Annotated in this window: 15 protein-coding genes and 2 tRNA genes; 6 read left to right on the top strand and 11 right to left on the bottom strand. The window is 68.8% G+C overall.

Going from position 1 to position 13,163, the window contains the following annotated elements; translation table 11 throughout:
• Positions 1–862: PASTA domain-containing protein (locus NH287_RS09695; protein ID WP_374209372.1), on the top strand; the 862-nt coding region annotated here is incomplete at its 5' end.
• Positions 863–950: 88 nt separating this feature from the next.
• Positions 951–2,648: a Stk1 family PASTA domain-containing Ser/Thr kinase gene (gene pknB / locus NH287_RS09700; RefSeq protein ID WP_308210406.1), complete on the top strand. Its 1,698-nt coding sequence runs from the start codon at positions 951–953 to the stop codon at positions 2,646–2,648.
• 9 nt (positions 2,649–2,657) lie between these two features.
• Here the strand turns inward: pknB and NH287_RS09705 are convergent, their stop codons facing one another.
• The 3 genes from NH287_RS09705 to NH287_RS09715 are packed head-to-tail and all read right to left on the bottom strand — an operon-like array spanning position 2,658 to position 4,257.
• The gene (locus NH287_RS09705) at positions 2,658–3,296 is read right to left on the bottom strand and encodes a gamma-glutamyl-gamma-aminobutyrate hydrolase family protein (RefSeq protein ID WP_253035453.1); all 639 of its coding nucleotides are present in this window, start codon (positions 3,294–3,296) and stop codon (positions 2,658–2,660) included.
• On the bottom strand, positions 3,293–3,460 hold the full coding sequence (locus tag NH287_RS09710; RefSeq protein WP_251577382.1) for a hypothetical protein: 168 nt from the start codon (positions 3,458–3,460) through the stop codon (positions 3,293–3,295). Before NH287_RS09710 ends, NH287_RS09705 begins: the two co-directional genes overlap by 4 nt.
• A complete protein-coding gene (locus NH287_RS09715; protein ID WP_253035454.1) occupies positions 3,460–4,257 on the bottom strand; it encodes a class E sortase in 798 nt (265 codons plus the stop codon). The genes NH287_RS09710 and NH287_RS09715 overlap by 1 nt, the downstream gene beginning before the upstream one ends.
• A gap of 55 nt (positions 4,258–4,312) precedes the next feature.
• Here NH287_RS09715 and NH287_RS09720 point away from each other — a divergent pair, with 55 nt between their 5' ends.
• Complete coding sequence (locus tag NH287_RS09720) at positions 4,313–4,549, top strand: cell division protein CrgA (protein WP_253035455.1); 237 nt, start codon at positions 4,313–4,315, stop codon at positions 4,547–4,549.
• Positions 4,550–4,627: 78 nt separating this feature from the next.
• On the opposite strand, the gene NH287_RS09725 is transcribed toward NH287_RS09720, so the two are convergent.
• Both NH287_RS09725 and NH287_RS09730 read right to left on the bottom strand, forming a co-directional pair.
• Entirely contained in the window at positions 4,628–5,503 is an 876-nt protein-coding gene (locus tag NH287_RS09725) for a rhomboid family intramembrane serine protease (protein ID WP_253035456.1), read from the bottom strand.
• 7 nt (positions 5,504–5,510) lie between these two features.
• Entirely contained in the window at positions 5,511–6,068 is a 558-nt protein-coding gene (locus NH287_RS09730; RefSeq protein ID WP_253035457.1) for a peptidylprolyl isomerase, read from the bottom strand.
• 100 nt (positions 6,069–6,168) lie between these two features.
• On the opposite strand from NH287_RS09730, the gene NH287_RS09735 reads away from it, so the two are divergent.
• A complete protein-coding gene (locus NH287_RS09735) occupies positions 6,169–6,738 on the top strand; it encodes a DNA helicase (RefSeq protein WP_253035458.1) in 570 nt (189 codons plus the stop codon).
• Positions 6,731–7,228 carry an aminoacyl-tRNA deacylase gene (locus tag NH287_RS09740; protein ID WP_253035459.1) on the top strand — a complete coding sequence of 166 codons (498 nt, stop codon included), beginning with the start codon at positions 6,731–6,733 and terminating at the stop codon, positions 7,226–7,228. The genes NH287_RS09735 and NH287_RS09740 overlap by 8 nt, the downstream gene beginning before the upstream one ends.
• On the opposite strand, the gene NH287_RS09745 is transcribed toward NH287_RS09740, so the two are convergent.
• The 4 genes from NH287_RS09745 to NH287_RS09760 form a co-directional block, all read right to left on the bottom strand.
• Positions 7,219–7,644: an NUDIX hydrolase gene (locus tag NH287_RS09745; protein ID WP_253035460.1), complete on the bottom strand. Its 426-nt coding sequence runs from the start codon at positions 7,642–7,644 to the stop codon at positions 7,219–7,221. The two genes, NH287_RS09740 and NH287_RS09745, sit on opposite strands and share 10 nt — an antisense overlap.
• Before the next feature lie 235 nt (positions 7,645–7,879).
• Complete coding sequence (gene sfnG / locus NH287_RS09750) at positions 7,880–9,007, bottom strand: dimethylsulfone monooxygenase SfnG (RefSeq protein ID WP_253035461.1); 1,128 nt, start codon at positions 9,005–9,007, stop codon at positions 7,880–7,882.
• A 164-nt stretch (positions 9,008–9,171) separates the two neighbouring features.
• Positions 9,172–9,244 (bottom strand) — tRNA-Ala (locus NH287_RS09755).
• A gap of 14 nt (positions 9,245–9,258) precedes the next feature.
• Positions 9,259–9,332: transfer RNA gene (locus NH287_RS09760), tRNA-Ile, on the bottom strand.
• Between the two features lie 114 nt (positions 9,333–9,446).
• Between NH287_RS09760 and NH287_RS09765 the strand changes: the two genes are divergently transcribed.
• A complete protein-coding gene (locus NH287_RS09765; RefSeq protein ID WP_064002813.1) occupies positions 9,447–10,172 on the top strand; it encodes a VIT family protein in 726 nt (241 codons plus the stop codon).
• A 21-nt stretch (positions 10,173–10,193) separates the two neighbouring features.
• On the opposite strand, the gene NH287_RS09770 is transcribed toward NH287_RS09765, so the two are convergent.
• Together NH287_RS09770 and gyrA are read right to left on the bottom strand one after the other, a co-directional pair.
• Positions 10,194–10,601, bottom strand: a complete 408-nt coding sequence (locus tag NH287_RS09770) for a DUF3566 domain-containing protein (protein WP_064002812.1) — start codon at positions 10,599–10,601, stop codon at positions 10,194–10,196.
• Complete coding sequence (gyrA, locus tag NH287_RS09775; protein ID WP_253035462.1) at positions 10,598–13,156, bottom strand: DNA gyrase subunit A; 2,559 nt, start codon at positions 13,154–13,156, stop codon at positions 10,598–10,600. The genes NH287_RS09770 and gyrA overlap by 4 nt, the downstream gene beginning before the upstream one ends.
• Positions 13,157–13,163 lie beyond the last annotated feature (7 nt).

The following is a 13,163-nucleotide window of genomic DNA, read 5'->3' on the forward strand; positions in this document are numbered from 1 at the left end:
CGGTGCGGCCGCCGCCGTCGGCACGGGCACGGCCGCGCTGTCGACCGACCAGGCCTCGCCCGCGGGGACGCAGCGCAAGAAGAAGCGCAGCCCGTGGACGTGGCCCCTGGTCGCGCTCATCGCGCTGCTGACGATCGTCCTCGTCGGCTTCTTGATCACGCTGTTCATGCCGCAGGGCAACACCGCGGCTCCGAGCAACACGCCCTCGAACCCCCCGTCGAGCGCGAGCGTCCCGCCCACCTCACCCGCACCGACCCCCACCGAGACCGAGCCGACGACCGCGAACCCCGCGACCCTGGGGCTCGAGGGGAAGACGTGCGAGGAAGCCACCGCGATCCTCAACGACAACGGTTTCGACAACGTCGTCTGCGAGCGCGGTGCCGAGGCGGACACCGACGCGGAGGCCGGTCAGGTCTACAGCGTCGACCCGACCGGCAACGTGCGCTTCGACCGCGAGATCACGCTGCTGTACTACGCCGACGCCGCGGCGCTCGGAGTCCCCGCCGCCCCCCGCATCGAGGGTGGCAACGGCGACGGCACCGTCACCGCCGGATCGACGGTCCAGGTCATGTGGGACAGCTACACCTGCCCCGCGGGCGCTCCCACGGCGTCGAGCTACACGATGACGCTCTCGGGTGGCATCTTCGACACGAACGGCGAGTCGACGGCGAGCTTCGGCATCGACCAGCGCCCGGCGAAGATCGTCGTCGACGAGAACAGCCAGGCCCTCTCGGTGACCTACACCGTCACGTGCACGGGCGAGAGCACCGAGCGCGAGTCGGGGAGCTCCCCCGAGGCGTCCGCGTCGATCGTGCCCGCGCCCGAGGAGACCCCGCCGGCCGACGGCGAGGGCGACGGCTGACCACGACCGCTTTCAGCGGGCTTTCGAGCGGGGTCGGATAGGCTGTCCGGGTTCCATTCCGGGGAGTGATGTGTCCGTTCAGCAACGCGTGCTTTCGGGCCGCTACCGCGTCGATGACCTCATCGGCCGAGGCGGCATGGCTTCGGTGTACCGCGGGCAGGACCTCACCCTCGAGCGCGACGTCGCCATCAAGATCCTCGAGCCGGATCTCGCCGCCGACGGGGCGTTCCGCACGCGGTTCCGCCTCGAGGCGCAGTCCGCGTCGCGCATGTCGCACCCTGCGATCGTCCGTGTCTTCGATGCCGGTGAGGAGACGAGGACGGATGCCGCGGGTCAGCCGCATCCCGAACCGTACATCGTCATGGAGCTCGTCTCGGGGCGCCTGCTGAAGGACATCATCAGCGAGGGTCCCGTCCCGATCGAGGACGCCCTGCGCTACACCGACGGCATCCTCGAAGCCCTCGAGTACTCCCACCGGGCCGGCGTCGTCCACCGCGACATCAAGCCCGGCAACGTGATGGTGACGGATGCCGGTCAGGTGAAGGTCATGGACTTCGGCATCGCGCGTGCCGTGTCGGACTCGTCGTCGACGGTCGCCGAGACCACCGCGATCATCGGAACCGCGTCGTACTTCTCGCCCGAGATGGCCAAGGGCGACCCTGTGGACGCCCGCGCCGACATCTACTCGGCCGGCATCGTCCTCTACGAACTGCTGACGGGGCAGCCGCCGTTCCGCGGCGAGAACCCGATCGCGGTCGCCTATCAGCACGTGTCCGAGGCGCCCGTCCCGCCGTCCGAGGTGGTCGAGACCGTGCCGCGGTCGCTCGACGCCCTCGTGCTGCGCGCGCTCGCGAAGGACCCGTTCCAGCGGCCGCAGACCGCCGTCGCCTTCCGCGACGCCCTCGCCGCCGCGACCGGCCGCAAGGCGCCGAGCAAGCGACGCGTCGAGCACCTCAGCAACGAGCTGTACGGACCGGACCCGAAGCAGGCAGCCGAGACGGCGCGGTCGCTGCGCCAACTGACGAGCGACGACACGATGCGCCGGACGCAGGCCGGGCCACCCGTCGCGTGGGTGTGGGCCGGCATCGCGATGCTCGCCGTGCTGCTCGTGTCGGTCTTCATCTGGGTGAACACGATCCGCCCGGAGGAGGGGACCGTCACCCCGAACGCGCTCACCGTCCCCGACGTCGTGACGATGACCTGGGACCGCGCGCAGGAGGTCCTCGGCAAGGACCAGCTCGAGCCGCTGCAGGTCGGCGAGACGAGCGCCGACGTCCCCGAGGGCGCCGTGGTGCGCACCGACCCCGCGGCCGGCACCACCGTCGCACCGGGAGACCAGGTCACCGTGTACGTCTCGGAGGGTGTCGAGATGGCCGCCATCCCCACCCTCGCCAATCTGACGGTCGACGAGGTGACGACCGCCCTCGAGCAGGAGGGCCTCACGCTCGGTTCGATCACGCGACGCAACGACCCCGCCCTGGCGGCCGATGTCGTGATCAGCGGATCCGTGGACGGCGCGCCCGTGACCGCTGGCGAAGAGGTCCCCCTCGACACTGCCGTCGACCTCGTCGTCGCCACCGGCACCGTCACCGTCGAGGACTTCGCGCTGAACTACACGGTCGACAAGGCCGCCGAGATCCTCAGCTCGGACGAGTACCGCCTCGAGCCCGTCGTCCAGGAGGATGCTTCGTGCCCGGCCACCGACCCGCGGATGGTCAAAGTCCAGTCGGCGATCGGCGAGGTGCCCGTGGGCTCTGAGATCGTCCTCACGACCTGCAGCGGCTGACCCGGTCGATCACACCACGCTCCGGTGCGGCGAGAGCCCGGCGCCTCGCGCCGCGGCATCCGTCACTCCGACGCCCTCCAGCCACGTGCCCAGCAGCAGGTAACCGCCCTCGGTGAGCACGCTCTCCGGGTGGAACTGCACCCCGACCAGCGGCAGCGAACGGTGCGCGAGCGCCATGACCGTGCCGGACTCCGTCCATGCCGTGACGCGCAGGTCGGCCGGAACGCGGTCGCGCTCGACGGCGAGCGAGTGGTAGCGCGTGGCCGTGAACGGCGACGGCAGTCCCGCGAACACCCCGGTGCCGTCGTGGTGCACGGGCGAGGTGCGTCCGTGCATGAGGTCGGCAGCGTGCGAGACGACCCCGCCGAACGCGACCGCGATCGCCTGATGCCCGAGGCACACGCCGAGCAGGGGGGTGGCGGTGGCGGCGCACCGCCGGACGATCTGAATCGACGCACCCGCATCCTCGGGCGTGCCGGGGCCGGGAGAGATCACGACGCCGTCGGCCGCGTCCACGCGCGAGAACGCATCCGCGGCATCCGATTCGACCATCTCGACGTCGGCACCCAACTCGGCGAGGTACCCGATCAGGGTGTGGACGAAACTGTCGTGGTTGTCGACGACGAGGACACGGATGCCGCTGGTCACCCGCCGCCGCCGACGGTGGACTCCTCGCTCGGCCACAGCGTGTGGAAGACCCATGGAAACGCGTAGTAGAAGAGCAGGTACAGGATGATCGCGGCCAGCACGATCAGGATCAGCACCCGCACCCACCACGGACCGGGCAGCACACGCCAGAGAGCCGCGTACATCAGGCGCCCACCCCGCCGGTCAGCGACGCCGGCGGGCCGTCGGCGGTCGGGGTGAACTCGTCGAACACGGCGTAGGCGATGATGCGCTCCAGGGAGTTCAGTTTCGGCGCGCAGCTGGTGAGCGTCAGGTATCGGCCGTTGGCCTCGACGTCCGGCTGATTGGGGACGGGGAGCAGCACCTGCACCTGCGTCTCCTGCACGTACTCGAGCGAGCGGAACCGGTAGGTGTACCAGCCCGCCTTCGTCTGGATGACGATCGCGTCGCCGATGACCAATCGGTCGATGGGGTCGAAGGGGGCCCCGGAGGTCCAGCGATGCGCGGCGTACGCGGTGTTCCCGACCGCGCCGGGCATCGCGGTGTCGGGGTAGTGCCCGATCTCCCCGCGATCGAGGATGTCGGGCCGCGTGATGCCGGAGGCGATCTTGAACTGCCAGTTCGCCCCGAACCGCGGCACCTTCATGATCCCGAACACGTCACCGTGCGACTGGTCGCCGAGGACGGGAATCGCCGCCGGGGACCCGGGCTCGGCCGTCGCGTCGGGCGCGGGTGTCTCGGACGGTGCCGGCTCCTCCTGCGCCTCGTTCGCCCATTCGTCGGCGAGCGCCTGCGCCGCCGCGTGCTGCTCGCTCTGCACGATGGCGTCACCGATCCAGGTGTGCCAGGAGACGTAGAGCAGCGTCAGCACGCCGAACGTGAGGAGGATCTCGCCGAGGACGCTCGCAACCGTGGCGCGACGACGAGGACGCGGGCGACGTGAACGTCGGGTGGGGTGCTCCGTGGGCGAGGAGTCGGTCACGATCGGAGTTTAGCCAGCGAAGGCTGAATCCGGGCTGGCAGGTAGACTTCCCCCCATGGCACGTGGAGACAAGGACGACGACCGACTCGTCCAGACCGAGGGCGAAGCCGCCCCCAACCCCGTCTGGTTCAAGCCGATCATGCTCGGGCTGATGCTCATCGGTCTGATCTGGATCATCGTCTTCTACCTGAGCGGCCAGGCCTTCCCGATCCCCGAGATCGGACCGTGGAACCTCGCGATCGGCTTCGGCATCGCGTTCATCGGGTTCCTCATGACAACGCGCTGGCGCTGAGCCTGCGGCATCCCTCTGCCCCGGCGGGAATTACACCCGTGTGATTCATCCCCACCTGGGGATGAACCTGTGGATAACTCAGAGGTAAAGCAGACCGGGTACCGTGACCGCCAGGGCGACGAGGCCGAGGCCGATCACGACGAGCAGGAGCGCCTGCAGCTTCTGACGGTTCTGCGCGCGGGTGCGTGCGAACACGAACCCGACCAGCAGGCCGACGAGGCCACCACCGATGTGGGACTGCCACGAGACCCCGGCGCCAACGAACGAGAACACCAGGTTGATCCCGAGCAGGATCGCGATCGGCAGCATGTTCGCACCGACGTGGCGGCCGATGATGAGCATCGCCGTCAGCAGTCCCCACACGGCACCGGACGCGCCGACGACCGCCGAGCCCGGCGCGATGAGCGCCACGAGGACCGACCCGCCGATCGCACTCAGAACATAGAGGGCGAGGAAGCGGGCTTTGCCGAGCAGGGGCTCGAGGCTGCGTCCGAGCGCCCACAGCGCGAGCATGTTGAGGGCGACGTGGAACGGCAGCGGTGTCGAGTGCACGAGGGCCACCGTCACCATCCGCCAGGGCTCGAAGGGCGCACCGGCGCCCGGCACGACATACGGCGGGGCGAAGGCGAGTGCACCCGTGACCGCACCGCCGACGACGGGGATCAGCTGCACCAGGTAGACCGCGACCGTGACGATCATGATGGCGTAGGTGACGATGGGGCGGTCGCTGCGCATCTTGCGTGCGAACCGCCCCGGCATCCGCCTCACCTCGGCCGACCGCGCGCCCTTCTGCTGCTCCGCGAGGCACTCCGGGCAGATGACCCCCACCGGAAGCGGGGTCTGGCACTCGGGGCAGATGGTGCGGAGGCATCGCTGGCAGAGCACGAAGCTCTGACGGTCGGGATGCCGGTAGCAGAAGTTGTCCGGATTGGTCCGGGGGTCGGCGGAGGTCACGAAGGGATCAGGCCTCGGCGATGTCGATCGACGAGATGACGACGGGCTCGAGCGGACGGTCCTGCGCCCCGGTCGGGACGGCGCTGATGGCGTCGACCACCTTGCGGGAGGCGTCATCGGCGACCTTGCCGAAGATCGTGTGCTTGCCGTTGAGCCACGGGGTCGGGTCGGTCGTGATGAAGAACTGCGACCCGTTGGTGCCCTCGGCCTTGCCCGTGATGGCGTTGCGGCGCAGGCCCGCGTTCGCCATGGCGAGGAGGTAGGGCTTGCTGAAGGTCAGCTCGGGGCTGATCTCGTCGTCGAAGTTGTAGCCCGGTCCGCCGACGCCCTGACCGAGCGGGTCGCCGCCCTGGATCATGAAGCCCGGGATGATGCGGTGGAAGATGACGTCGGTGTAGAGGGGACCCTCGCCCGGCTTGCCGGTGGCGGGGTGCGTCCACGCCTGGGATCCGTCGGCGAGGCCGATGAAGTTCTTGACGGTGCGCGGCGCCTGGTCGCCGAACAGGTTGACGACGATGTCGCCGTGGGTGGTGTGCAGGGTTGCGACAGCGGAGTGAATCGGCATACCCATCATCCTCTCACTTGCAACCCCCCTCACAGCCTGAATGCGTCTGGCAGTATGGACCCACTACGTCCCCGGATGAACCCCGAAAAGGGAGGGCCCCGTGAGCCTCAACCGCAAGACCAAGAAGGAACTCCGCAAGCTGCAGAAGCAGGCTGCGAACCTCTGGGAGTCCCAGCAGGTGCTGGTCGGCCAGGCCGGTGAGGTCGCCCGCGAGGCGGGTCGCCAGCTCGGCAAGTACAACCACGACCACGTGGTGCCCGCCGCCAAGCACTCCTACGAGCGGTACGCCGCTCCCTACGTCGACCGCGGTGTCGAGACCGGACGCAAGGTGCTCAACGGCGCCCTCGTCCCCGCCGCGGGAGCCGTCGTCGGTACCGCCCTGTCGGTGTGGGACGTCGCCAACGACAAGCGTCTCCGTCTGGCGAAGGGCAAGGGGCTCGGCGGCTTCGACGCCGACGACTTCCGCAAGAAGGCGAAGAAGGCCGGCAAGAAGGCGACGAAGAAGCTCAGCGTCCCCGAGAAGAAGAGCGGCCCGAGCGCCGGCGGCGTCCTCGCCCTCATCCTCGGCATCGCCGCGGCCGCCGGTGTGCTCTACGCCGCGTGGCAGACGCTGCGTGCCGACGACGAGCTGTGGGTGGCGGACGACCCGCTGCGTGCACCGGATGCCTGAATCCACGCCCGTACCGTCGGAGCGCGTCGCTGAAGCGGCGCGCTCCCGGTCTTTGTCGGTGGAGTTCGTCGCCCGGCCCGCCGCGGGGAGTCTCGAGGAAGCCGCACGGCTGCTGGGTCTCGCGGCATCCGACATCGTGAAGACCCTCGTCGTCAAGCGCAGCGACGACACCTACCTGTTCGCCCTCATCCCGGGCCATCGCGCCATCTCGTGGCCGAAGCTGCGGGCCGTGGTCGGTGTGAACAAACTGCGGCTGCCCGAACCGGAGCTCGCGCTCGCGGCGACGGGGTTCGAGCGCGGCACGATCACACCGATCGGCAGCACGACGGACTGGCCCGTCTACGCGGACGAGACCATCACGGGTCGACGGATCGCGATGGGAGCCGGCGCCCACGGCTTCAGCCTCTTCGTCGACGCCGACGACCTCATCCGTGCTTACGGCGCGACGGTCGCCGACATCTCGCAGGCGATGGGCGAGCGTCAGGCCTGAGGCAGCAGCCCCGCCATCCGCAGGGCGGTGTCCACGAGACCGACCCGGGTCAGCGCCGGGACGTCGCTGAGCGGGAACCACGCCGCCTCGTCGGTAGATCCGTCCTTCTCATTGCGGAGGTCGCCGCCGACGATGTGCGCGCGGTAGAGGATGCGGAGCGCCTGGATGGGCCCGTCGCCGTGCAGCCGGTCCTTGGCGGCGATCACCTGCGAGTCGGTGCCGAGGATGCCGTCGAGTTCCACGTGGAACCCCGTCTCCTCGAAGACCTCGCGCACCGCGGCATCCTTCGGATCCTCACCGGGATCGATGCCCCCGCCGGGCATGGTCCACGCGGGTCTCGTGGGGCTGTTCCAGTGAGCGAGCAGGATGCGGTCCCCGTCGGTGATGACGGCGTACGCGGCGACGCGGATGTCCACGCGTTCACCCTACGCGCCCCCTCGACGCGGGGGGACTGCCTGGGGTGCGAGCTCCCCAACCACGCACCCCAGGCCCTGTCGCGCAGAGCCCCCAGAAACTCCGCGTCCCCCAGCGGAGTTACTGCTCACGATGGATCCGAGCTTCGGGTGGTCGTCTCCAACGGCGACACCATTCATGGTGTCGGGTGCAGCGCAAGCGAAGCGCAACATCACCTCAAGATCAGCGCAAGATTCCTCACACCTCGGCGTGGTGACGCTGCGCAACCCCCGTCTGAGCCTCGAGTTCGCGCACCAGAGGGATGACCTTCTCGCCGAACTGCTCGAGCTCCTCCTGGAAGTGCAGGAAGCCGAGGAGGAGGAGGTCGACCCCGCGCCGGCGGTACTCGACGATGCGTCGGGCGACCTGCTCGGGTGTGCCGATGAGCTGCGTGCGGAACCCGTCGTTGTACTGGACGAGGTCCTCGAAGTTCGAGTCCGCCCACATCCCCTTGCGGTCGGCGGTCGCGGGACCCGCCTGCTGGACGGACGTGCGGAAGCCCTCGACGGCCTCGGTGTCGGCCTTGGCGAGGATCTCGCGCAACTGCTCGCGCGCCTCGGCCTCGGTGTCGCGCACGATCGCGAAGCCGTTCAGGCCGAACCGTACGCGGCGTCCGTGCTCCGCCGCGATGCGGGTGACCTCGTCGTACTGCTCGGTGAAGCCGTCGAAGTCCTTGCCGTTGGAGAAGTACCAGTCCGCGTAGGCGCCGCCGTTGAAACGCGCCGCCGTCGAGTTGCCGCCCTGGAAGATCTCCGGATGCGGTCGCCCGGGCACCGGGTAGGGTCCGGGCCGCAGAGTGAAGTCGTTCACCCGGTAGAAGTCGCCCGCGAACCGGACGTTCTCCTCGGTCAGCAGTTTGCGCAGGACCTGCAGGAACTCGCCCGACCGCCGGTAGCGCTCGTCGTGGTCGAGCCAGGGGAGTCCGAGCTTGGTGAACTCGTCCTTGAACCAGCCCGACACGACGTTGACGGCCGCGCGACCCTTCGAGAAGTTGTCGGCCGTGAGGAGGAACTTCGCGAGGACCGCCGGCTCCCACAGGCCCGGGTGCACCGCCGCGATGACCTTCAGCTTCTCGGTCGCCAGGAGCAGGGCGAGGCTCGTCGACGTCGACTCGTGCTGCTGCGCCGCGCCGTAGCTCGACAGGTACCGCACCTGACTGAGCGCGTACTCGAAGCCGACGCGCTCGGCCGTGCGGGCCAGTTCGATGTTGTAGTCCAGGTCGAACGAGGTCCGCTGCTCGATCGAGGACACCACCAGTCCGCCCGACACGTTGGGCACCCAGTAGGCGAACTTCGTGGGCTCGAGGCCCGCCGTCGTCTCCGTCATCATCCGCTCCGTTCCGCCTCGCTCCGAGGACTGTGCGAACGAATCTCCGCCATGGCCGCAGGGGTGTCAAAGAAGACGACGATCCGTGTCGCGGCGTGACGGGATATGACGACCGGGGATGCGCGAAACGCCGGACCCTGTGGGGAACCGGCGTTTCTGGAATGTGGAGCCTAGGAGATTCGAACTCCTGACATCCTGCTTGCAAAGCAGGCGCTCTACCAACTGAGCTAAGGCCCCCGGTGCGGTGACGGTGGGGCTACCAGGACTTGAACCTGGGACCTCTTCATTATCAGTGAAGCGCTCTAACCGCCTGAGCTATAGCCCCGTCGTTGCCGGCTCACGCCTGCAACCTCCAAGACTTTACCCGAAGAGGGCGCCGTTTGACGAATCCGCGGCGGCGGCGGCCCGCGGCATCCGTTCGATCTGATTCACTGGCCTCATGAGCACGACCATCCCCCGTGAGCCCGGCCACCGCGAACCGCAGGGCGCCGGCCTCGGCCAGCGCTTGAACTGGCTGCGCGCCGGTGTCCTCGGCGCGAACGACGGCATCGTCAGCGTCGCCGCCGTCGCGGTCGGCGTCGCCGGTGCGACGAGCGACCTCGGACCGATCCTCACGGCATCGTCCGCCGCTCTCGTGGGTGGGGCGATCTCGATGGCGCTCGGCGAGTACGTCTCGGTGAGCAGCCAGCGCGACACCGAGCGCGCGCTCATCGAGAAGGAGACGCGGGAGCTCGCCGAGATGCCCGACGAGGAACTCGGCGAGCTCGCCGAACTCTACGAGGCGAAGGGGCTGAGTGCGGAGACCGCGCGGAAGGTCGCCGAGGAGCTCACCGCGCACGACGCCCTGCGCGCGCACCTCGACATCGAGCTCGGCATCGACCCCGACGAGCTGACCAGCCCGTGGCAGGCTGCGGTGTCGTCGGCGATCGCCTTCACGCTCGGCGCGCTGCTGCCGTTCCTGGCGATCCTGCTGCCACCGGCGGAATGGCGGGTGCCGACGACGTTCGTCGCCGTCCTCATCGCGCTGGGTCTGACCGGTACGATCTCGGCGACCCTCGGCGGCGCCGGCAAGCGGCGGGCCGTCGTGCGTCTCGTCGTCGGTGGGGCGCTCGCCCTCGCCGTCACCTGGGCGCTGGGTCTGCTGCTGGGGACATCCGTCGCGTGAGCGGATGCCGCGGCATCCGACTCAGTTCGAGGTGAAGCCGACGAGCAGGCCGCCGGTGACTTTGACCATGAGGTTGTAGATCCCCGCGAGGACCGCACCCAGCACGGTCACGACGATGAGGTTCAGGATCGCGACGACCGCGGCGAACGCCATCACCTGGGGCAGGTTGAGGATCGAGGCGAGCGTGAAGGTGTTCTCGCCGTTGACCGCACCCAGCAGGGCGTCGACCTGGCCGACGAGACCGGTCGAGCTGATCACGAGGTAGACGAGCAGCGTCGAGACGACCGTGACGATCGCGAGGGCGACGGCCGCCAGGAAGGACAGCTTCACGGCCGACCAGAAGTCGACGTAGACGAGACGGAGGCGGACCTGCTTCGCGGTCGTCCGGCTCGAGGACTTCTTGGCCAGCTTGTCGGCTACGGAGCTCATGCGTCACTCTCTTCGGTGGTCTCGGGAGCTGCGGCGGCCTCCTCGGCCCCCGCACTCTCAGCCAGACCCCGCTCGCCGTTGCGGGCGATCGCGAGGATCCGGTCGTCGTCATCGGGGCGAGCGAAGACGACACCCATCGTGTCGCGACCCTTCGCAGGCACCTCAGCAACGGCCGAGCGTACCACCTTGCCGCTGGCAAGAACCACGAGGACCTCGTCGTCTGCGCTGACGATCAGACCGCCCGCGAGCTCGCCGCGGTCGTCGTGCAGCTTGGCGACCTTGATGCCGAGACCACCGCGGCCCTGCACGCGGTACTGGTCTACCGAGGTGCGCTTGGCGTACCCGCCCTGGGTGACGACGAAGACGAATCCCTCGTCACGGACGACGGATGCCGAGAGCAGGCTGTCGCCGTCGCGGAAGGACATGCCCTTCACACCCTCGGTCGAACGGCCCATCGGACGCAGTGATTCGTCGTTCGCCGTGAAACGCAGCGACATGCCCAGGCGCGAGACGAGCAGGAGGTCGTCGGTCGAGTCGACGAGCATCGCGCTGACGAGCTCGTCGCCGTCCTCCTCGTCCTGACCGCGCAGGCGGATCGCGATGATGCCGCCCTGCCGGTTCGTGTCGTACTCGGTGAGCGCCGTCTTCTTGATCTTGCCGTCGCGCGTCGCGAGGACGAGGTACTCAGCCGCGGCGTAGTCGCGGATGTCGAGGATCTGCGCGACGTCCTCGCCGGGCTGCAGGGCGAGCAGATTCGCGACGTGCTGACCCTTCGCATCCCGTCCGCCCTCGGGGAGCTCGTAGCCCTTCGCGCGGTAGACGCGCCCCTTGGTCGTGAAGAACAGGAGCCAGTGGTGCGTCGTCGAGACGAAGAAGTGCTCGACCACGTCGTCGGCGCGCAGCTGCGCACCCTTCACACCCTTGCCGCCGCGGTGCTGCGAGCGGTAGTTGTCGCTGCGTGTGCGCTTGACGTAGCCGTTGCGCGTGACGGTGACGACGATCTCCTCTTCGGGGATCAGGTCCTCCATCGACATGTCGCCGTCGTAGCCGTGCAGGATGTGCGTGCGACGCTCGTCGCCGAACTTCGCGACGATCTCACCGAGCTCCTCGGCGATGATCCCGCTCTGGCGGTCGCGCGAGACGAGGATGTCGTTCAGGTCCGCGATCTTGAGCTCGAGCTCGGTCGCCTCGTCGACGATCTTCTGGCGCTCGAGGGCGGCCAGGCGGCGCAGCTGCATCGTCAGGATCGCGTCGGCCTGCGCGTCGTCGACGTCGAGGAGCGACTTCAGCCCTTCGCGCGCCTCGTCGACCGTGGGGGAGCGGCGGATGAGGGCGATGACCTCGTCGAGCGCGTCGAGCGCCTTGAGGTAGCCGCGCAGGATGTGCATGCGCTTCTCGGCCTCGCGCAGCCGGTACCGGGTGCGGCGGACGATGACCTCGAACTGGTGCGCGAGCCAGTAGCTGATGAACCCGTCGATCGGCAGCGTGCGCGGCACACCGTCGACGATGGCGAGCATGTTCGCGCCGAAGTTCTCCTGCAGCTGCGTGTGCTTGTACAGGTTGTTGAGGACGACCTTCGCGACGGCATCGCGCTTCAGGACGACGACGAGTCGCTGACCGGTGCGGTCGCTCGTTTCGTCGCGGATGTCGGCGATGCCGCTGAGCTTGCCCTCGCGCACGAGCGAGGTGATCTTGGCGGCGACGTTGTCGGGGTTGACCTGGTACGGGAGTTCGGTGATGACCAGGCAGGTGCGGTTCTGGATCTCCTCGACGTTCACGACGGCGCGCATCGTGATCGAGCCGCGACCCGTGCGGTACGCCTCACGGATGCCCTTCGTGCCGAGGATCTGCGCGCCGGTGGGGAAGTCGGGCCCCGGGATGCGCTCGATCAGCGCATCGAGGAGCTCTTCGCGGGAGGCATCCGGGTTCTGCAGGGCCCACATGACGCCGTCGGCCACCTCGCGGAGGTTGTGCGGCGGGATGTTGGTGGCCATGCCGACGGCGATACCGACCGAGCCGTTGACCAGGAGGTTCGGGAAGCGCGAGGGCAGGACGACGGGCTCGCGGGTGCGGCCGTCGTAGTTGTCCTCGAAGTCGACGGTGTCCTCGTCGATGTCGCGCACCATCTCGAGGGCGAGCTGAGCCATCTTGGTCTCGGTGTACCGGGGGGCCGCGGCGCCCATGTTGCCGGGGGAGCCGAAGTTCCCCTGACCGTCGGCCAGCGGGTAGCGCAACGACCACGGCTGCACGAGACGGACGAGTGCGTCGTAGATCGCGCTGTCACCGTGCGGGTGGTACTGACCCATGACCTCGCCGACGACGCGGGCGCACTTCGAGTAGCTCTTGTCGGGACGGTACCCGCCGTCGTACATGCCGTAGATGACGCGGCGGTGCACGGGCTTGAGGCCGTCTTCGACGCGCGGCAGCGCGCGACCTACGATCACGCTCATCGCGTAGTCGAGGTAGCTCCGCTGCATCTCGACCTGGAGGTCGACCTGGTCGATGTTGCCGTGCTGGTAGCCGGCGTTCGGGTCGGGACGCTCTTCGTCAGCCATGTTCTCT

The sequence above is a fragment of the Microbacterium sp. CnD16-F genome, from assembly GCF_024124465.1.
Classification (GTDB): domain Bacteria; phylum Actinomycetota; class Actinomycetes; order Actinomycetales; family Microbacteriaceae; genus Microbacterium; species Microbacterium gawkjiense.